The organism is Micromonospora sp. WMMC250 (assembly GCF_027460215.1).
Classification (GTDB): Bacteria; Actinomycetota; Actinomycetes; order Mycobacteriales; family Micromonosporaceae; genus Micromonospora; species Micromonospora taraxaci.
In genome coordinates this window covers 6,878,776-6,899,738 of sequence record NZ_JAPZBJ010000002.1, presented here as the reverse complement: position 1 = coordinate 6,899,738, position 20,963 = coordinate 6,878,776, and the positions used below count along the sequence as shown (strand labels likewise).

General features: G+C 72.0%; 10 protein-coding genes. 2 read left to right on the top strand and 8 right to left on the bottom strand.

The annotated features are described in order from the left end of the window. The first annotated feature begins 132 nt into the window (after positions 1-132). Positions 133-2,661, top strand: coding sequence for an NACHT domain-containing protein (locus O3438_RS31415; RefSeq protein ID WP_269683822.1), 2,529 nt, complete (start codon positions 133-135; stop codon positions 2,659-2,661). Here the strand turns inward: O3438_RS31415 and O3438_RS31410 are convergent. The 4 genes from O3438_RS31410 to O3438_RS31395 all read right to left on the bottom strand — a co-directional run bounded on the left by O3438_RS31410 (position 2,651) and on the right by O3438_RS31395 (position 10,555). After that, positions 2,651-4,168, bottom strand: a complete 1,518-nt coding sequence (locus O3438_RS31410; protein ID WP_269683124.1) for a hypothetical protein — start codon at positions 4,166-4,168, stop codon at positions 2,651-2,653. The genes O3438_RS31415 and O3438_RS31410 overlap by 11 nt on opposite strands. 203 nt (positions 4,169-4,371) lie before the next feature. Then, complete coding sequence (locus O3438_RS31405) at positions 4,372-5,223, bottom strand: hypothetical protein (RefSeq protein ID WP_269683123.1); 852 nt, start codon at positions 5,221-5,223, stop codon at positions 4,372-4,374. A 2-nt stretch (positions 5,224-5,225) separates the two neighbouring features. Then, entirely contained in the window at positions 5,226-7,757 is a 2,532-nt protein-coding gene (locus O3438_RS31400) for an FtsK/SpoIIIE domain-containing protein (RefSeq protein WP_269683122.1), read from the bottom strand. A gap of 98 nt (positions 7,758-7,855) precedes the next feature. Next, a complete protein-coding gene (locus tag O3438_RS31395; protein ID WP_269683121.1) occupies positions 7,856-10,555 on the bottom strand; it encodes a hypothetical protein in 2,700 nt (899 codons plus the stop codon). Between the two features lie 125 nt (positions 10,556-10,680). Here O3438_RS31395 and O3438_RS31390 point away from each other — a divergent pair, with 125 nt between their 5' ends. Then, complete coding sequence (locus tag O3438_RS31390) at positions 10,681-12,231, top strand: M1 family metallopeptidase (RefSeq protein ID WP_442929682.1); 1,551 nt, start codon at positions 10,681-10,683, stop codon at positions 12,229-12,231. A gap of 232 nt (positions 12,232-12,463) precedes the next feature. Here the strand turns inward: O3438_RS31390 and O3438_RS31385 are convergent, their stop codons facing one another. From O3438_RS31385 to gltB, 4 genes are all read right to left on the bottom strand, one after another. Beyond that, complete coding sequence (locus O3438_RS31385; RefSeq protein WP_145779776.1) at positions 12,464-12,979, bottom strand: hypothetical protein; 516 nt, start codon at positions 12,977-12,979, stop codon at positions 12,464-12,466. Positions 12,980-13,048: 69 nt separating this feature from the next. Continuing rightward, entirely contained in the window at positions 13,049-14,440 is a 1,392-nt protein-coding gene (locus O3438_RS31380; RefSeq protein ID WP_269683119.1) for an MFS transporter, read from the bottom strand. 175 nt (positions 14,441-14,615) lie between these two features. Further along, positions 14,616-16,151, bottom strand: a complete 1,536-nt coding sequence (locus O3438_RS31375) for a glutamate synthase subunit beta (protein ID WP_269683118.1) — start codon at positions 16,149-16,151, stop codon at positions 14,616-14,618. Beyond that, positions 16,144-20,820, bottom strand: a complete 4,677-nt coding sequence (gene gltB, locus O3438_RS31370; protein ID WP_269683821.1) for a glutamate synthase large subunit — start codon at positions 20,818-20,820, stop codon at positions 16,144-16,146. Before gltB ends, O3438_RS31375 begins: the two co-directional genes overlap by 8 nt. Between the last annotated feature and the right edge of the window lie 143 nt (positions 20,821-20,963).

Below are 20,963 nucleotides of genomic sequence, written 5' to 3'. Positions count from 1 at the left end.
ATGTGGACGCTGTGGTCGCCGGGGTGCGCGGCAGACCCAGACGGCGGTTCCCGGGAACGCACAACTTCCCGGCGAGTCGTGACCATGCCATTACGCTTCGTGACAGCAATGACGGACCATTGGTACGTGGACATGCCGGAGTGGCTGAAAAACGCGCTCGACTGGATCGACTCGGTGAATGCGCTCATCGGCGCCGCGGCGGCCGCAGTGGTGGCGTCGGGGTGGCTGGTTCGACGGATGAGCCAGCTCCGACGTGGTGCTCCGGAGGAGCGGTACCGCCGGTGGTTCGTCGAGGAGTACCGGGTGTACAACCCGTACCTGGCGGCACCGGAGACACTACGGCTCGAACGGACCCTGGTGCCGCTGTTCGTCACCGAGGACGGGCAGCCGGACCGCGCCGCCGACGCCGCCGAGCGGATCGCCGACCGGGGCGGGCACGTCGTGCTCCTCGGTGACGCCGGGTCCGGCAAGACGACGACGCTCAAGGCCTTCGGGATCGCGGCGCTGGGCGGTGTCGACGGTCGCAGTGGAACGGGTCGGGACCGGGAGGTGCCGTTCCTGGTGCCGGTGCGGCTGCTGCGTGGCGTCGTGCAACCCGGGGCGCTCACCGACTACATCCTCGCCATGCTGCGGTCACAGAAAGGGCTCGCGCTGACCAGGGAGGAGGCCGACCAGTTCCTCGCCCAGGTGTTGCAGCAGCGGCGTTGCGTCGTGTTGCTCGACGGACTGGACGAGGTGACGCCGACGGCGTACGCGGCAGTGCGGGACGAGGTGTACCGGTTCCTCGACGACCATTCACCGGAGCTGCCGACCGCCAACGCCCGGATCGTCATCACCTGTCGGCGGCTCACGTTTCTGCGGATCGCCGAGGACTGGCAGGCGGAGCGGTTCGGAGCGCACCGCAGCTACGCGCTGGCGCCGCTGCGGGACACCGAGATACTCGCCTACCTGCGGGCCTTCCCGGACCGGTTCCCGGAGGTCGACGGGCCACAGCGGTTCATGCAGCAGCTCCGCTCCTCGGGCACGTTGGGCCTGCACCGCAACCCGCTGGTCCTCTCGATGTCGGTGGGCCTGTACGCGGGCCGGAAGTTCCCCGCCATCGCGCACTCCACCGCCCGGCTGTACGACGAGATGATCGACGAGATGCTCGGCCGGCACAGTTTTCGGGCCGACGCCGTCACCACCGGTGTGAACGAGTTCGACCAGGCCGACAAGCTGCGGGTTCTGCGGGAGTTCGCGCTGCGGGCGGCACTCGGCCCGCAGGGGTTCGGGCCGTTCAGCCGGCTGGCGCTGGTCGACTTCGTGTCGGCGACCGGCGAACGGCTCCGGCAGACCCTCGACGGCCGGGCCGGCGAGTTCGTCGACGAGATCATCAACCGGTCCGGGCTGCTCAGCCGGGTCGCCGACGGGCAGTACGAGTTCGTGCACCGCTCGTTGCAGGAGCACCTGGTCTCCTCCGAACTGCTCCGCCAGGGCGACGACGGCCTGCGACTGCTGCGTGAGCGGGTGATGGATCGCGAGTGGCGTCGGGTGGTGCTCTTCTACACGGCCGTCGCGGACCAGTCGGTCGTCACCGACTTCATCGGGGAACTGGCCGAGATCGACCCGGTGCTCGCCTGCGCCTGCCTGGCCGGGGCTGACTGCCTCAACCCGGTCGGGTTCGCCGTACTCGATCGGATGGCCGAACCACTGCGAGACCCGGCGGCGGCGGTGATGCTCCCCGCCCTGGCGGCGGTCCTGAGCGCCACGGCGTCCCCCCGCGCGGCGATCCGCGACGCCGCCCGCGAACAGGCGTTCACCTGGCTGACGAAGGTCGCGGGCGGTGCGGACGCGGCGGACGCGCTCGGGGGCACCCACGAGACGCTGCTCGACGTGGTCACGATGCTCGTGGAACGGCTGGGCGAGAGTTCGGTCAGCCGTTCCATGGTGGTCCGGCTGGTCGCCGTCGTACCCGACGATCCGCGGTTCGTCGAACCGTTGTGGCGGTGTCTGCGTACCGCCGAGGGTGCCGCCGCCGACGACCAGTCGCTCGTGGCGCTGGTCGACCGACTGCTCCGGCTCGCCACCGACCCGGCGTGTTTCGCGGCGTTGCAGCGCCAACCGGCCGCGCACCCGAGGTTCGCCACCGCGCTCCTGCGGCAGCAGGTGTACCCGTTCCGGCGCGGACTGGACCGACAGTCGAACCTGGTGACCCTGCTGTGCTGGGCTCAGGAGATCGGGCTGACCGCGCCGGACATCAACCGCTTCCTCGCGGCGAAGGCCACCGACCCGGCCCGTTGGGCGAGCCTCGAAGCGGACTGGCGTCACCAGTCCGCTTCGGCCGTCGTCCCGGCGTTCCGGGCGCAGCGGATCGACCGGCACCGGGCCGAACGGGTGACCGGTGCGATGCTGGCGGTGCTCTCGGTCGCGGCGCTCGTCGCGGTCGGGTGGGACCTGGCCCGAGAACCCGGGGTGCTGAGCCCGGTCGTCGGCGCCGCGATGGTCGTGCTGGCGGCGGCGGAGCTGGGGTTGGCGCTGACCATGCTCGGGTTCCAGCCGCGGTTCGGGATGCGCAGGGTACGGCTTTGGCGACCCAACGAGTGGGTCGACGCCTACGAGGACCCGCGCAGCCGACACTGGCTGGTGCCCGATGCTGGCGAGGGCCCCGGCGTCACCCAGTGATGTAGGGCTGCGTATCGGCCGGCAGTCGGGGACCCTTGCTGCCGATCTGGCGGTACATCACGGCCTTGCCGGTGGCCCGACCGTCGATGTCCGCCCTGTCGCCGAACGACAGGGTGCCGGTCGCTCCGATGACCTCGTAGGAGAGTGTGACGTTGCCGAACTGGGTCTGCACTCCGTCGGCCGTGGGGATGTCGACGTGCTCCGCGGCCATGCGGATCGCTCGCACGGCGCTCGCGACCGCGTCGTGGTACATCGGTGCGTAACCGTCGTTCAGCGTGTCGGCCGGGTATTTCGCCTCGTCGCGGTAGACCTTGAGGAAGTCCGCGAAACCTGGCGGCGTGCCGCTCTTCTTCTCGATCCAGGCCGGCGCATCCGCCGAGGAGACCCAGATGACCGACACATTGGCCTCGTCGAGCAGGGTCTCCTGCTGCGGGGAGAGCTGAAAGCCGGTGGCGCCGACCATGACGGTCAGCGGCTCGTCGTCGCAGGTCCGTTCCTTCAACATCTCGGCGAAGCTCGGAAAGTCGGCGACCCGGCCGGCGAAGAACACCATCTGGAGGTTCTTCGTCTTGTTGTTAACCGCAGTGCACAGGCTCCTGACGATGCCGTCAAAGGCACGCGCTACACCCGGGTTGCGTTCCGTGTTGCCACGGAAGTTCTGCGGGGAGAATTTGATGTAATCCTTCAACACGTCGTTGTAGGTTTCCGCCAACGTCTGCGAATAGGGGTCGTTGTTGGCATCGCGCACGATGATGCCGTTACGGGGGAGCGTGCGGGCATTCTTGTCCAGGAGGTCCTTCATCGCGTTCGCGTAGTCCCTGTTACTGGGGGACACACTGTGGAACGTGGAGAATCTGGCCGCGGTGAGCGTGGTCGCGGAGGTGACGGCCCCGACCATCGGGATGCCCCGCGCCGACAGCGCCTCAGCCATCTGTTCGGTGCCCGGCTTGCTGGAGCCGAGGCCCACGACGGCCACCAACGGATGATCGGCATCGCCCAGCGCCACGATCCGCTCCACAAGTGACGTCTCGAACGGCTGACCGCTGCCCTGGTTGACCAGGAGCAGTTGCACGGCGGGGGCGTTCTTGTCACCGAAGGCCGCCGAGTCGTTGACCCGCCGCAGGGCTACGTACGCGCCCTGCAGGCTGAACCTGATTTGATTGAGGGACATCGCCGACTCGGCGGGTGGCGGGGCGACGCTCAACGGCGTCAGCAGCGCCACCCGGACGTACCGGCGCTGGCCTGCGACGTCCCGGTTCATGGCGAGGATCTTCCCGGCGACGTCACGAATGCTGCCATCGAGCCTGGATGCGTCGGTGACCGGGCCGAGACACTCCTTCGTGACGGCGACGATTCCCTCGCAACCGTCCGGAACGCGCTGCTCCTCCGGCACGACGATTCGCCAGACGATGTAACCGACCGACACGATCAGCGCGAGGGCGATCAACCCGGCGAGCGCCAACCGCAGCCTATTCGCTTCAGCTTCAGTTCCAGTCCGACGGAACACCGAACCACCTCCACGAACCTCACACTGCCGGGACGGACGTGTTGTCGACCCGATACGAATGATTCACACATTCATTCATTGGTGTGATCCTCGACCGGCTGACGGGACACTATCCCACCATCGGGCACACCCGAAGAACTGCCGCGTTCGAGTCAATTAGCTGACTCGAACGCGGCGCGTATTGTCGAGAAACGCGGCCGGGTTCAGCGCAGGCCGCGTACCAGCAGCAGATAGGCGCAGTAGGCCGCCGGCACCAGCAGAAAACAAATCAGGAATCCCAGCGGCAGATATCGCGGCGGGGTCCCGGCGACCATCGCGGGTCTCCCCCACCGGCCCAGAACCAGGTACCCACCGAAGAACGCCACCGCCGGCAACCCCGCGCAGATCCACGCGCCGAGCGTGAACCCGTCGACCAGACCGACCCCGGAGGCGAGCACCAGGACCAGCACCAGCACCCCGGCGGCAGCGCCGCACCCGGCGTAGACGGCGACCGCCCGCGCCAACGGTGACCACGTCGGCAGGAGCGCCGGTCGCTGGGCCAGCACCTCCGCCTGCTGCCCGTGCCGGTCGGCCTCGTCGGCCATCCGCCGGGCCAGCTCCAACTCGACGGTCGGGTCGACCGCCGCCGCACGCTGCGTCGGCACCCCGGCGCCCGCCGGGCTCACCGCCGTCGGCAACGCCAGCCGCGCCTCCCCCGCCGGCAACTCGGGGTACGCCCCGACCCCCGGCCGCCCCGGCGCGCCGGCTACGCCGGCGTCTCGCCCGTCCCCGGTTCCGGGTGGGGTGGACGGGGCCGACCCGGCGCTCGACGCTGGGGCGGGTGCGGGCGGGGCCGACCCGGCGCCCGACGGTGGGCCGGGTGGCGGTTGGTCGATGCCGATCGCGCGGCCGAGCTGGTCGAGACGGTGGCCCTGGGCGGTCAGCCGCTGCTGAAGGTAGTCGACGGCGGCGTGCAGGTCACGACGGCGTGCGGCCTCGGTGGCGGCGTGCTGTTCGCCGGCGCGGCGCTGCTCGGAGAGCTGTCGGGCCAGCGCCGCGTACTCCTCGAAGGACACCGTCACCGCTCCCCGTCCGGTTCGTGCCCCTCGCCGGCGAACGGGACGATCAGCCGGGTGCGCTGGTCGTGCCGGTCGATCAGCAGCGCCCGGTCGGCGCGGGGCGTGTGGGCTAGGTCGTGCGTCCCGAGGTGCAGCGCCAACTCGGCGCCGGGCACGTTGAGGGCGACCAGGCAGGCGATGTCGTCGCGGTTCTGGGTGCCGCCGAGGTCGTCAGCGAGGCGACGCAGCCCGCGCCACCAGCCGAGCAGGTGCACCCCGTGCCCGGGGCCCTGACGCAGGAGTACGCGCAGGTCGTCCAGGCCGGAGCGGAACGTGCCCGGGTCGGTGGCCCCGAGAACCGACGCGGCGGCGTCCATGCCGAACACCACCAGGTACTCGCGACCGTCGGGCTCGGCGGCCAACGCGGCGATCCGGTCGCGCAGCCCGGCCGCGTCGAGACGCGACACCTGGTGACCGGCCGCCCGCAGGACCGCCTCGGTGTCGTCGGCGACCGGGTCGGCGGCGGTGACCAGGGAGGCAACCTGGAACCGGGCGTCACCGGGAGCGTGCTGGCGGGCCAGGCTCACCGTCGCCGCGCGCAGCACGTCCGCTCCGGTCGGCGCGGTGCCCACCACGGCGAGGTGTCGACCGGGGGTTGCGTCCATCAGGAACAGGGCTGTGGTGCCGTGCACGTCGACGGTACGACCGACCAGGGCCATCGGACGCCGGCCACCGGGACGCAACCCGGCGAAGGTCGGATCGTTCTCGACCCGCGCGGCCTCGTACCCCTTGAAGACCGCCGGTGCCCGCGAACCCGGCGGGCGGGCCTGCCACAGCTCGTGGCGCAACGCGGCGAGGTCCGCGGCGGCGGCGTGCGCGTCGGGGAACCGCAGCACGGTGTCGGCGCCGACCGCCCCGGCGGCGGTGTTGACCACCGCGGAGCCGATCGGCAGGGCCGCTGCGGCGTCGTTGAGCTGGTCGAGCACCCCACCCCCGCCGGGCAACGCCACCCGCAACGCGAACTGCCCGAAGATCGCCTCGGCCCGGCCGTAGAGGGCCTCGATGCCGGTCATGCTCTGGCTGGCCAGCACCAGGTGGATGCCGTACGAGCGGCCCTTGCGGGCCAACTCCTCCAACAGGTCCACGGATTCGCGGGCCAGCGCGTCGTTGCCGGCCAACAGCACGTGGAACTCGTCGACGACCGCCACGATGCGGGGCAGCGGATTGTCCCGGGGCAGGTCGGCGAGCTTGGTGACGCCGTGCCGCTTGAGCGCAGCGGCCCGGCGTTGCGCCTCCCGGCGCAGCTCGCGCAGGACGGCGAGGCCGTACTCGCGGTCGGATTCGATGCCGACGGCTCGGGCGTGCGGCAGCCAGGACGGGTCCCGGCCGGTGGGCACGAACTCGGTGAAGCTCACGCCCTCCTTGAAGTCGAGCAGGTAGAGCTGCAACTCGGCCGGCGAGTAGCGGGCCGCCAGCCCGTAGAGGACGTCGAGGAGGAAGACGGTCTTGCCCGCGCCGGTGCGCCCACCGACCAGCCAGTGCGGGGTGGCGTCGTCGAAGGCGAGCGTCAGCGGGGCGGTGCCGACCCGGCCGATCACCGTCCGCAGACCGTTGCCGGCGGACTCGGCCCACCGCCGCTCGGGCAGCAGGTCGGTGAACGGCAACGCGTCGGCGCGTCGGGTGGCGGCCCCGAGGTGCTCGGCGAGCGCGCGTACCGAGGCGGGCGGCGGGTCACCGTCGAGCAGCACAGGTGCGGCGAGCCCACTGCCGTCGGCGCTGAACGGGACGCCGGGTGGGTCGCCGACGTGCGCGTACCCCTGGTCGAGGCGGACCGCCGTGGTGCCGCCCAGCGGCGGTGCGGTCTCGCCGGGCACCCGGGACGGGTGGCCGGTGAGCAGGACGCAGACGGCGGCGGCCGGGCCGGCGTGGGTGAGGGCGGCGAGCCGGGCCAGCTCGCGCGGCGGCGGCGCTGCGGTGGCGACCACCACCAGGAGGTGCCGGGCGGTGGGCTGACCGTGCTGCGCGGCCCGGGCGTGCTGCTCGGCGGCGTCGAGCAGCGCGGTCACCTCCGCCTCACTGGTGGCCGGCGGGTCGAGCACCCCGGCATCGAGCAGGGGGCGCAGCGGGCCGAAGCTGGCGCCCAACGCGGCCGTGTCGATGCCGGCGACCCGGACCTGACCAGGTGGTGCGGTGGCGACCAGTCGCAGCACCAACGCCCGCAGCAACCCGGCGACCAGCGGGGACCGGGCGTCGGTGTCGACGGCCAGGTGGTGACCGCCGCCGAGGGGAACCAGCACCGGGAAGTCACCGTCCGGAGTGGACGCCGCGCCGATCCGCACCGCGGCCGGCTCGTCGGTCAGCGGCGTGACACCCGGAGCGGGATTGGCGAGGGTGCCGCCGAGACGGGCGAGTCGGGTCACCAGGTCGTCGACGCCGGTCGACCCGACGGCGGCCGGTGCCGTGCCGAGCGCGTTGCGGGCGTTGTCCAGATGCGCTCGGGCCGCCCGGTGGGAGTTGACCGCCTGCCCGTACGCCGACGCGAGCCTGCCCACCCTCTGCCCCCAACGCCGACGGCTGCCTGGTCCCAGGAACCCTAACGGACGCCGGTGGCACCCGGACAGTCCTGCCAGGACGTGTCACGCCGGGTCTGTCACGCGGGCCCGCACGGCACCGGGTCGACGGTGTAGGCAAGCCCGCAGCGGAACACCTCCACCGGAGCCGTGCCCACGTCCGGCACCTGCTCCACTCGCAGCAGGGCCAGCCGCTTGTCGACCGGCACCCCCGAGTCGGGGGTGAACCGGATCAGCCCGGCCACCCCCGGGTACCCCTGGCCGGCGTTCTGCCGGAGCACCTCGGCGTGCACGGCCACGGGGTTGACGGCGGTCGGCTCCCACCGTTGCCGCGGGTCGTCGTGGCGCAGCCGGGCGGCGAGGCTCTCCACCGCCCGGATCACCATCATCGCCGCGTCGTAGGCGAGGCTGACCCGTTCGCCGACCTGGTGGTCCGAGTCCGGTCGGCAGCGCGGCGGGTCGAGCAGGTCGTCGGCCTGGATCCAGGACAGGAAGGTGGCCCGCGCGTCGTCGTCACGTCGGTCCTGTGCGGCCCGCAGCGCGGCGCAGGTGGCCAGGGAGGCCTTGGAGACGTACGTGACGGGCAGGTTGCCGGGGGCTGCGGCGCGCAGCCCGGGATTGGCCATGTAGCGGTTGACCGAGTCGTCGGTGACGAGATGCCGGGGCGGGTTGCCGCCGCACTCGCGCAACGCCCGCAGGAAACCGTCGAACTCCGTCCAGCGGCCCGCGTAGAAGAGCAGGCCCGGATAGCCGCACTCGTCGGTCAGACGATCACCGGTGCTCCACTTGTCGAGGCGCGTCAGCCGGGGACCGAACCGTTGCCGGAGCCCGTGGACGAGCGTGCCCACGTACAGGTCCTCGGTGAGCGTGCTGCCCTCCAGCGTCGTGTAGTAGACGTGCGCCTCGTCGACCTTCAGCACCTGTTGGGCGTACGCGTCGACCATCTCCACCTGATCGGTGTTGGGCGCAGAGATCTGCAGGTAGAGGCGGGAGTTCGCGTCCATCCGATCGGCGGAGAGCGTGGGCGCCAGCACCGGCAGCCCGACCCGGTTCAACTCGCGCAGCGCGCGGGCGGTGCTCGTCCGGCTCTCCACCAGACCGACCACGCCGAGCACCGTGGGGTCGTCCGCGGCCAGCTCGGCGAGCATCGCCACGGCCCGGTCCGCATGGATCATCTGCCGGCCGCCGTTGGCCACCACGATCCGCAGCAGCGCCGCGCCGTCGGCGCTGGCCGACTCCTTCAGCAACGCGTACTGGGCGGTGGCCATGCCTTCGAGTTCCTCGCGCTCGGAGACGTACGACTCCTCGTCGGCGCGGGTCAGGTTGCCGGTCAGGGTGCCCAGGTAGACCAGGGTCAGGAAGGGTCGGCGTCGCTCGCTGCGCTGCCAGACCTCCTCGGCGGCGCGGTTCTGCGCGAAGATCCGCCGCTGGATGGTCCGCAGCCCGTCCTGGCCGGGGTCGTTGTTGAACACCTGCGCGGCGCTGTCGCTGTAGCCGACGCATTCGCCGCGGGCGACCACCTCGACCGACACCCGGCCGCCGGTCACCGACGGGTGGCAACCCGGCCCCCACCGGCTGCCCACCCAGACGCCCAGCGCCGCGACCAGCACCAGGCAGAGCGCCGCCGGCAGGAAACGCCTCGACCACCAGGGCGGATCGGGCGCGGAGAACGGGCGGATGCCGCCCCGCGACGGCGGGCCGATGTCGGTGTCGTCGGGGCGCAACGTCACCAGCCAGGCGGCCGGCCGACGCAGTCGCCGCATCTCCGGCAGCGCCTCGGCCCACTCGTCGTACGCCTCGTCGGCCTCGGTCAACGGGTGCGGCTCGGGCAGTTCCGGTGGCGGTTGCCCGCCAGACACGACGATCAGCAGCGGGTCGTTCCGGCCCGTCTCGGTGCGGACGTCGCCGACCAGACGGACCAGTTCACCGCCGACGTTGCCGGGCGCGACGTGGTCGATCAGCAGCGCCGGGTACCCGGTGCGCCGCCAGTCCGACGGGCGCCACGGCCGACGCCGGTACGCCTGCCGCAGGTCCTCCAGGAACGCGTGCAGCAGCAGCTTGTTGACCTGGTCGGGTTGCTCGCCGTCGCGCCAACCGGCGGTGAGGCGCTCGGCGAAGCCGAGGAACGTGACCGACTGCCGGGGCGCGAGGTACTGCTGGCGCATGAACCAGTTGTAGTGCCGCCCGAGCACCGGCACCCGGCCGGAGACGGCGGCCCGGAAGACCACCCCCGGCACAGCGCGGCGGACCAGCCAGAGCAGCACCTGCGAGACGATGCTGACCGCGTCACCGCCGCTGGGCGGCGCCTCGGGAGCGCGCGTGCCCCGGCGGTCGCGCAACCGGCGGACCAGGGCCGCGCGGCTGTCGTCGGCGTCGACGCTGAAGCTGAGGCTCTGGTGCATCAGCCAGTCGGCGAGCGGGTAGTGCCGAAAGCGCAGCCGGGCGGCACCGAACGCCTCCAGGGAGAGCTGCCGGTGCAGGTCACGCAGCAGCGCCGACACGTCCCCGGCACCCGGCGGCACGTCGGCGTCCAGCACCGCGTGCGGCACCCGTCGCCGGGGACCCTGACCGAGGAACCTCCGCAGCGGCGTCATCAGGTCCGACGTGTCCGAGCGGACCAGCCAGAGCAGTGGCAGCCGGCGGTCGCCACGGCGGGGTCGCCGCAGCAGCCGGGCGAGCAGCGCGAAGAGTTCCAGCCCGCCGGCCGGCAGCCGGTCCCGATTGCCCGCGGCCTGCCGCTGGCCGGTCAACTCCCGCTTGGGCACCTCGGACCCCCGCACGCGTCACCTCCGATCCACACAGTGTGACCTTGTGGAGCAAGACGCACCAGAGATCGACGCCGATCGGCGGTGTCGCGGGCGGCGACGTTCACAGTTGTCGATTAGGTTGGCCTGGCGAACACCCGATGGAGGGAGTCCACCTCGTGCGACGAGCACTCACGGCGGCCACCGCCGCCCTGACCCTCACCACCGCCGGCACCCTGCTCGCCGGCACCCCCGGCCAGGCGGCCCCGGCGGGCTGGGGCCGGCCGATCGTCACCGCCGCGCCGCAACCCGGCGCGTCCGGCCTGGGCGACACCTACTTCCCCGACTACGGCAACGGCGGCTACGACGTCGAGCACTACGACGTCCGGCTGCGCTACGACCCGGCCACCGACCTGCTCACCGGCACCACCACCATTCTCGCCACCGCCACCCACGACCTCTCGACGTTCAATCTGGACTTCCTGCTCGACGTCGAGTCGGTCCGGGTCAACGGCTGGGCGGCGACCACCAGCACCGCCGGCGTCCACGAGTTGGTGGTCACCCCGGCCCGCACGGTGACCCGGGGGCAGCAGCTCACCATCGTGGTGCGCTACTCAGGCATCCCGTCGGAGACCCTGGTCGGCGGCTACACCGGCTGGACGCGGACCGACGACGGCGCGCTCGCCGTCAACGAGCCAGAGTCGGCGTGGTGGTGGTTCCCCAGCAACGACCACCCTCTGGACAAGGCCACGTTCGACATCTCGGTGTCGGTGCCCACCGGCGTCGAGGTGATCAGCAACGGTGTGCAGCCGAGGCCACCGGCGGCCGAGGCCGGCAACCGCACCCGCTGGATCTGGCGGACCACCTCCCCCACGGCCACCTACCTGGCTTTCATGGCCATCGGCCAGTACGACATCGTCACCGACACCACCCCGAGCGGTCAGCCGGTGGTCAACGCGTACAGCACCTCACTGGGCGCCCTCGGGCCGGCCGCGCGGGCCAGCATCGAGCGGACCGGCGAGATCGTCGACTGGTGCGGCGGGATCTTCGGGCCGTACCCCTTCGAGGCGCAGGGTGGTGTGGCCGGCCCGGTCGACGGCATCAGCTTCGCCCTGGAGACGCAGACCCGACCGGTGTACGGGCCGGGCTTCTGGCGGCGCGGCGCCAACACGTACGTGGTGGTGCACGAGAACGCCCACCAGTGGTTCGGTGACTCGGTCTCGGTGGCCGAGTGGCGACACATCTGGCTCAACGAGGGTTTCGCCTCGTACGCCGAGTGGCTGTGGTCGGAGGAGCAGGGTGAGGGCACCGCGCAGGAGGTGTTCGACTTCGTCTACGCCAGCTACCCGGCCGACGACGAGTTCTGGCAGGTGCTGCCCGGTGACCCGGGTGCCGGCCGGATCTTCGACAACGCCGTCTACGACCGGGGCGCGATGACGTTGCACCAGCTCCGGCTGGCCGTCGGCGACGAGGCGTTCTTCGAGATCCTGCCGGCCTGGGCCACCGAGCACCGGTACGGCAACGGCACCGTCGCCCAGTTCCAGGCGCTGGCCGAGCGGATCTCCGGTCTGGACCTGGACGACCTGTTCACCACCTGGCTCTTCACCGCCGGTCGCCCCGACGTGGCCAGCGCCGCCCGTAAGGTTGCGCCGCCGGCCGAGCCGAAGTCCTGGGCCAAGATCCGCGAGGCCCACGACCTGATGTCGCACTGAGGATCCGGTGTGGACCGGAAGGGCCCGTCGCCCCTGCGGCGGGCCCTTTCCCGGTTCGCCGGCGCCGGGCGTTGCGCTGTTTCCCGCGCCCCGGACCGACGACCGACCACTTCGGTGCGTTCCTGTAGACCTGCCCCGGATATGGGGCGATGACGGCGGCCCACATCCGGGGCAGCTCTACAGGGACCGCCGAGGTCGTCATCCAGCCGGCCGAGGACCGGGCGAGACCTGATCACGCAGTCGCTGGCACACCCGTCGCCGTAGCCGTGCTCGCCTCGACCGCGCGGATGTGCCGGTAGGCGAACCAGAGGGGTGGGAACGCCCCGACCGCGAAGGACAGGTCGACGAGCGTCCAGAACCAGGGGATGTCCCGGATCGGCCCGCAGATCAACGCCAGTGGGACGATCCCCGCGCAGGCGATCATGCCGACCTGCACCACCCAGACGTTGCGCACCGGGTCACGCAGTGGCCCCCAGAACGCCACCGCCAGCACCAGGTGGGCGAAGGCCAGCCAGTCGGTGCCGTACAGCAGGAACGGGTAGTCGTCGCCGGCCGTCACGAGCCCGGTGTGCACCCGCTCGATCCAGGCGACCAGGGCGGGCAGTTGGTCGGAGAGCGGGTCCAGCGCGCGCAGCAACCAGCGCACCTCGATCTCCAGCGGAAAGGCGGTGGCACCGCTCAGGAAGAGCCCGATCAGCACGATCCACAGCCACCGACGGGTCCGTCGTAGCCGCTCCTCGATGTCCATGATCGGAGCGTAACGACGATCTTCGTGCCGTCCTGTCCCGTGCGCCTGCCACCGGGGGTGACAGCTGTCTCAGCGGCGCACCACCGACCCGGCGGTGGCCAGCTCCGGCAGCCGGACCGCGCTCGACGGCACACCGTCGGCGGGCGCGATCACACACACCGCCCCGGCGGGACGGACGATGCGGGCGGCCCGGAACGCCACCCGTCGTACCGGATGGCGCGGCCGGGGCGTGACCAGCGCGAGGGTCGCCGCGCGGGCGTGCTGGCGGTCCAGGGCGACCGCCGCCGCGACCGTGGCGATCGTCGCGGCGGTCCCGGCGAGGACGAGCGTCTGGCGCGGCCCGGCGTACTCGGCGAGCCAGCCGAGCAGCGGGGCGCCGACCGCGGCGGAGACCGAGCCGGTGACCGCCAGGGCGGCGAGCACCCGACCCCGCATCGCGGCGTCGGTGTCGAGTTGGGCGCGGGTACCGACTGTGGTGTCGATGACCACCGCGGCGGCGGCGATCGGCAGGATCACCGCCGCGAAGCTCACGGTCCCCGGGGCCAGGCCGGCGACGATCTGCAACCCGCTGGCGAGCAGGCCGGCGACGACGAGCGTCCGGTAGCCCAGGGAACGGCGACGGGCCGCGACGAGGGCTCCGACCACCGTTCCGATCGCGAACACCGTCGACAGGACGCCGTAGCCGGAGGCGCCGGCGTTCAGCGGGCCGTCGCTCATCGCCGCCATCGTCACCTGGTAGTTGCGGCCCAGGCTGCCGAGCACGAACGACAGGGCGAGCGCGAGGAGCAGCACCGGTTGCCCGCGCAGGTAGGCGAACCCGGCCCGCACGCCGCTGCGGGTCGCGCCGGCGGCGGTCACCGCCACGCCGGCCACGGCCCCCGGGCGTACGGCGAACAGCGCCACCACCACGGCGGCGAAGCTCGCCGCGTTGATGCCGAACAACAGGGCGGGGCCGACGGCGGCCACCACGACGGCGCCGAGGCTCATGCCGAGGATGCGGCCGGCGGAGTTGGAGAGCGACCCGAGCGCGAGGGCGTTGCCGAGGGTCTCCCGGTCGACGAGGGTGGAGGCCCAGCGCCCCATCACCGGCCCCTCGATGGCCGAGACGGCACCGGTGGCCAGGGAGATCGCGAAGATCAGCGGTAGGCCGCCGAACCCGGTCAGGGCGGCCGCGCCGAGCCCGGCGGCGAGCGTCGCGTGGGCCGCCTGGGCGGTGATCAGCAGCGGGCGGGCCGGCAGGCGGTCGGCCAGCACACCGCCCCAGACGCTGAGCAGCAGTGTGGGTGCCGCCTGGAGCAGCACGGCGAACCCCATGGACGTCGCCGAACCGGTCTCCTTCAGGACGTACCAGTTGACCCCGAGGACCTGCATCCAGGTGCCGATGACGGAGACGAACCCGGCGAGCGCCCAGATGCGGTAGTTGCGATGGCGCAGCGCGGCGAAGGTGGCACCCGTGGCCACGACGAACCTCCAGCGATCGACGGCATGATCATTCAGGCCGATCGCGGCGCGGTTCGGCAGCCGACAAGTCTTGCCACCTTAAACCTGTTTGCCCACATTTGTGAGCGGCTTCACCAGCGGGAATGCCCGGCCGGTGCGGCAGCACCGTGCCACACCGGCCGGACGACCCCACCTGTCAGCGAGCGGCGAGAGCCTGCGCGGCCGGGCCGACCGGGGCCGGCAACGCACCGACACCGCCGAGGTAGGCGTGGATGGCGGCAGCCGCCGCACGACCCTCGGCGATGGCCCAGACGATCAGCGAAGCGCCCCGGTGCATGTCACCCGCGACGAACACCCCGTCGGCGTCGGTCTGCCAGTCGTCGCGGGCGTCGACAGCGCCCCGCGGGTTGCGGTTCACCCCGAACTGCGCCAGCAGCGGCTGCTGCTCGGTGCCCTCGAAACCGATCGCCAGCAGCACCAGATCCGCCGGAAGCTCCCGCTCGGAACCCGGCACCACAGTGACGATGCGCCGGCCGTCGCGCTTCTCGACCGTCACCTCGGCGATCCGGACCGCCCGCACCTGGCCGCTGCCGTCGTCCACGAACTCCTGCACCGCCGCAGCGAAGACCCGCTCGCCGCCCTCCTCGTGCGCCGGGTAGCTGCGCAGGATCCACGGCCAGGTCGGCCACGGGTCCCGTGCCTCGTCGCGCTCCTGCGGCGGCTGCGGGTACAGGTCGAGCTGGTGCACGCCCGCAGCGCCCTGGCGGTGGGCGACGCCGAGGCAGTCGGCGGCGGTGTCCCCACCACCGATGATCACCACGTGCTTGCCGGCCGCGTCGATCGGAGTGCCGTCCGGCAGCACCGCCGTCGCCAGCCGGCGCTCGCCGGTGGTCACCACGCCGGCCTGGTCGGTGGCCGCGGTGGCGACCGCGCGATTCGCCGCGACCAGGTGCGCCATCGCCTGGTGTACGCCCCGAAGCGCCCGCCCCGGGGTCTCCGGAGTGTCCCGGCCCTGCAACGCGCCGCAGGCCAACAGCACCGCGTCGTGCTCGGCGCGCAACTGCTCGGCGGTGACGTCCACGCCGACGTTCACGCCGGTGCGGAAACGCACCCCCTCGGCGGTGAGCTGGGCCAACCGGGCGTCGATGTGCCGCTTCTCCAACTTGAAGTCGGGGATGCCGTACCGGAGCAGACCGCCTATCGCGTCGTCGCGCTCGTACACCGTCACCGCGTGACCGGCGCGGGCCAGCTGCTGGGCGGCGGCGAGGCCGGCGGGCCCGGAGCCGACGACGGCGACCGACCGGCCGGACGGCGCCGGCACCGGGAGGGGGGTGAACCCACGCGCGGCGGCGGCGTCGGCGATCTCCACCTCGACCTGCTTGATGGTCACCGGCTGGCCGCCGGAGATGCCGAGCACGCAGGCCGCCTCACAGGGCGCCGGGCAGAGCCGACCGGTGAACTCCGGGAAGTTGTTGGTGGCGTGCAGCGACTCCACCGCCGCGTCCCAGTTGCCGGTACGCACCAGGTCGTTCCAGTCCGGGATGCGGTTGCCCAGCGGGCAGCCGTCGTGGCAGAACGGGATGCCGCAGTCCATGCAGCGCGTGGCCTGCTCACGGACCAGCTCCTCGCCGGCCGGCGGGTAGACCTCGCGCCAGTCGCTGATCCGCACCGACACCGGACGGCGGGCCGGCAGTCGCCGGTCGTAGCGCAGGAAACCGTTCGGGTCAGGCACGAGCCACCTCCTGGGCCGCCACCCGCGGGGCGGGTGGCGCGGCCGGCGCGCTGAGCGCGCCCATCACCGCGTCGTCGACGTCGCGGCCGGCGGCTTCGGCGGCCCGCATGATCTCCAGCACCCGGCGGTAGTCGCGGGGTACCACAGCGGTGAACTCTGCCACCGCCTCCGGCCAGCGCTTGAGTAGCTCCTCGGCGACCGCCGACCCGGTCTCGGCCACGTGCCGCTGGATCAGGTCGTGCAACAGCGCCTGCTCCTGCTCACCCAGCGGCGTTAGGTCCACCAGTTCGGTGTTGACCCGCGCACGGTCCAGGTGGTGCACGTACGCCGTGCCGCCGGACATGCCGGCCGCGAAGTTACGGCCGGTCGCGCCGAGCACCACCACGGTGCCACCGGTCATGTACTCGCACCCGTGGTCGCCGACACCCTCGACCACGGCGACCGCGCCAGAGTTGCGCACCGCGAACCGCTCCCCCACCCGGCCACGCAGGAAGACCTCGCCCGCCGTGGCGCCGTACAGGATGGTGTTGCCGGCGATGATCTGGTCCTCGGCCCGCTGCCCCGGCGCGGCGTCAGGGTCGAGGAAGGGCGCGGCGGCGTCCGGACGGACGACGACCCGCCCACCGGAAAGCCCCTTGCCCACGTAGTCGTTGGCGTCTCCGTGCAGCCGCAGGGTCACCCCACGCGGCAGGAACGCGCCGAACGACTGCCCGGCCGTGCCGTTCAGCACGAACTCGATGGTGTCGTCGGGGAGACCGGCGCCGCCGAAGCGACGGGTGACCTCCCCGCCGAGCATCGCGCCGACGCTGCGGTGCTCGTTGCGCACCGCCACCTCGACGCGCACCGGGGCCCCGTCGGACAGCGCCGGACGGGCCAGCGCGATCAGCTCGTTGTCCAGGGCATGCTCCAGGCCGTGGTCCTGGGCGCGCACCCCGCGCCGGGCTGCACCGGCGGGCAGCTCCGGCAGGTGCAGGACGGGCGCCAGGTCCAACCCGTGCGCCTTCCAGTGCGTCAGGGCCGGGGCCACGTCGAGCAGCTCGGCCTGCCCGATCGCCTCCTCGATCGACCGCAGACCCAGCTCCGCCAGGTAGCCGCGGACCTCCTCGGCGAGGAAGAGGAAGAAGTTCTCCACGAACTCCGGGGTGCCGGTGAACCGCTCACGCAGAACCGGATTCTGGGTGGCGATGCCGACCGGGCAGGTGTCCAGGTGGCAGACCCGCATCATCACGCAACCGGCGACGATCAGCGGCGCTGTCGCGAAGCCGAACTCCTCCGCGCCGAGCAGCGCCGCTACCAGCACGTCCCGGCCGGTCTTGAGCTGGCCGTCGACCTGCACGGTGACCCGGTCGCGCAGCTTGTTGAGCAACAGCGTCTGCTGCGCCTCGGCCAGCCCCAGCTCCCACGGCGTGCCGGCGTGCTTGAGCGAGTTCATCGGGGACGCGCCCGTGCCGCCGTCGTGGCCGGAGATCAGGATGACGTCCGCCTTGAGCTTCGCCACGCCGGCGGCGACGGTGCCGACACCGACCTCGCTGACCAGCTTGACGTGCACCCGGGCCGCCGGGTTGACGCACTTCAGGTCATGGACGAGCTGGGCCAGGTCCTCGATGGAGTAGATGTCGTGGTGCGGCGGCGGGGAGATCAGACCCACGCCGGGAGTGGCGTGGCGGGTACGGGCGATCCACGGCCAGACCTTGTTGCCGGGCAGCTGACCGCCCTCGCCCGGCTTCGCGCCCTGGGCCATCTTGATCTGGAGGTCGTCCGCGTTGACCAGGTACTCGCTGGTCACACCGAAGCGACCGCTGGCGATCTGCTTGACCGCCGAGCGGCGCGCCGGGTCGTGCAGGCGCTCGACGTCCTCGCCGCCCTCACCGGTGTTGGACTTGCCGCCGAGGCGGTTCATCGCGATGGCCAGTGTCTCGTGCGCCTCGGCGGAGATCGACCCGTACGACATGGCGCCGGTGGCGAACCGCTTGACGATCTCGGAGGCCGGCTCGACCTCCTCGATGGGCACCGCCGGGCGGACCCCGGTGCGCAATGTGAACAACCCGCGCAGCGAGCCGGCCTGCGCGGCGAGCGCGTCGACCTTCGCGGTGTACTCCCGGAAGACGTCGTACTGCCGACTCCTGGTGGCGTGCTGCAACAGGAAGACCGTCTCCGGGTTGAACAGGTGCAGTTCACCCTCGCGACGCCACTGGTACTCGCCTCCGACCTCGAGCCGGTCGGAGGCGGCGGTGCCCGCCGACGGCCAGGCCAGCGCGTGCCGGGCGGCCACCTCGGCGTGCACGCCGGCGAGGCCCACCCCGCCGATCCGGCTGGGGGTGCCCCGGAAATACCGCTCGACGAGCCGACTGTCGAGACCGACCGCCTCGAAGACCTGCGCCCCGCAGTACGAGGAGACCGTCGAGATGCCCATCTTCGACATGATCTTCAGGACGCCCTTGCCGAGCGCCTTGGCGTAGTTGCGCACAGCGGCGGCGGGCTCGACGCCGGCCAGCGCGCCCGTGGAGATCAGATCCTCCACCGACTCGAACGCCAGGTACGGGTTGACCGCCGCCGCCCCGTAACCGATCAGGACGGCAGCGTGGTGCACCTCCCGACAGTCGCCGGACTCCACGATCAACGCCGCCTGGGTACGCGTCTGCTCGCGTACCAGGTGCTGGTGCACGGCGGCGGTGAGCAGCAGCGACGGGATTGGCGCAAGGTCGGCGTTGGAGTCCCGGTCGGAGAGCACCAGGATCCGTACGCCGTCCTCGATGGCCTCGGAGACGTGCCGGCAGATCTCGGTCAGCCGCGCCTTGATCCCGGCGGCGCCCTCCCGGACGCGGTACAGCCCGGACACCCGGACCGCCTTGAAGCCGGGCAGGTCGCCGTCCTCGTCGATGGAGAGGATCTTCGCCAACTCGTCGTTGTCGATGATCGGGTGCGGCAGGACGATCTGCCGGCAGCTCGCCGCGCCCGGGTCGAGCAGGTTGCCCTCCGGCCCGATCGTCGACGCCAGGCTGGTCACCAGCTCTTCCCGGATGGCATCCAGCGGCGGATTGGTGACCTGGGCGAAGAGCTGGTGGAAGTAGTCGTAGAGCAGCCTCGGCCGGGTGGACAGCGGCGCGATCGGAGTGTCCGTACCCATCGAACCGAGCGGCTCGGCGCCGGTGCGGGCCATCGGCCCGAGCAGGATCTTCAGCTCCTCCTGTGTGTAGCCGAAGGTCTGCTGCCGGCGGCGTACCGAGTCGTGGGTGTAGACGGTGTGCTCGCGGGCCGGCAGGTCGCCCAGCTCGATCAGCCCGGCGTGCAGCCACTCGGCGTACGGCTGGGCGGCGGCCAACTCGGACTTGATCTCCTCGTCGTGCACGATCCGACCGGCGACGGTGTCGACCAGGAACATCTTGCCCGGCTGGAGACGGCCCTTGGCGACCACGTGGGCCGGGTCGAGGTCGAGCACGCCCGCCTCGGAACCGAGCACGACGAGGCCGTCGTCCGTCTGCCACCAGCGCCCCGGGCGCAGCCCGTTGCGGTCCAGCACCGCGCCGACGATCTCACCGTCGGTGAAGGCCACCGACGCGGGACCGTCCCACGGCTCCATCAGGCTGGCGTGGAAGCGGTAGAAAGCGCGCTTCGCCGGCTCCATGCCGGGGTCGTTCTCCCACGCCTCGGGGATCATCATGAGCACCGCGTGCGGCAGGCTCCGCCCCGCCAGGTGCAGCAGCTCCAGGACCTCGTCGAAGTTCGCCGAGTCGGACGCGGCCGGGGTGCAGACCGGGAAGACCCGCCTGATGTTGCCGGGCAGGTTCGGCGAGCGCAGCAGCGCCTCCCGAGCCTGCATCCAGTTGCGGTTGCCGCGGATCGTGTTGATCTCGCCGTTGTGGGCGATGAAGCGGTACGGGTGCGCCAGCGGCCAGGACGGGAACGTGTTTGTGGAGAAGCGGGAGTGCACCAACGCGATCGCGCTGTCGATCCGCTCGTCACGCAGATCCGGGTAGAACGCCGGCAACTGGTCGGGGGTGAGCATTCCCTTGTAGACCATGGTGCGGCTGGACAGCGACGGGAAGTACGCCGGGACGCCCCGCTCGGCGGTCTCCCGTTCGGCCTGCTTACGCAGGCTGAACGCCACCCGGTCCAGCTCGATGCCGTGCAGCGGCGAACCGGCCGGCCCTTCGGGCGAGTCGGTGAGCCGACGCGCTGCCAGGAAGAGCTGCCGGACCCGGGGCATCGCCGCCAGGGCCGTCTCGCCAAGGTCACTGCTGTCGATCGGCACGTCCCGCCAGCCGAGCAGGTCGGCGCCCTCGACCAGCGCGTACTTCTCGACCACCCGCCGGGCACGCGCCTCCGCGGCGTCGTCGTCGGGGAGGAAGACCAGCCCCGTCGCGTACTCACCGGCCGGGGGAAGCGCGATGTCGGCCACCGCGCGTAGGAACGCGTCGGGGACCTGGATCATGATGCCCGCGCCGTCGCCGGTGTTCTGCTCCGCGCCTCGGGCGCCGCGATGGTCCAGTCGACACAGGGCACCGAGCCCGTTGGCGACGACCGCGTGCGAACGCCGGCCGTGCAGGTCCGCCACGAACGCCACACCGCAGGCGTCGTGCTCCTGCGCGGGGTCGTAGAGACCCTGGGCGGTGGGGTGGGGGTCGGGCATCGGGGACGCCTGCGGGCTGTGCGGGTACGGCTGTGTCATATCCGCGTACGGCTGAGCCACCGGGCCTCCTGTCGTCACTCAGGTTGGATCATGGTGGGGACGACGTCGGCCCGTGGGTCTATTGAGTCTACGTTAGGGCGACGCTCGCACGGCCACCTGAGATTGATCACACCGTCCACTGG

What these genes read in the sequence shown, in the direction of transcription:
- O3438_RS31415 (WP_269683822.1), top strand. Translation starts at nt 133, where the DNA reads ATGCCGGAGTGGCTGAAAAACGCGCTCGACTGGATCGACTCGGTGAAT.
- O3438_RS31390 (WP_442929682.1), top strand. Translation starts at nt 10,681, where the DNA reads ATGGAGGGAGTCCACCTCGTGCGACGAGCACTCACGGCGGCCACCGCC.
- O3438_RS31385 (WP_145779776.1), bottom strand. Translation starts at nt 12,979, where the DNA reads ATGGACATCGAGGAGCGGCTACGACGGACCCGTCGGTGGCTGTGGATC.
- gltB (WP_269683821.1), bottom strand. Translation starts at nt 20,820, where the DNA reads ATGACACAGCCGTACCCGCACAGCCCGCAGGCGTCCCCGATGCCCGAC.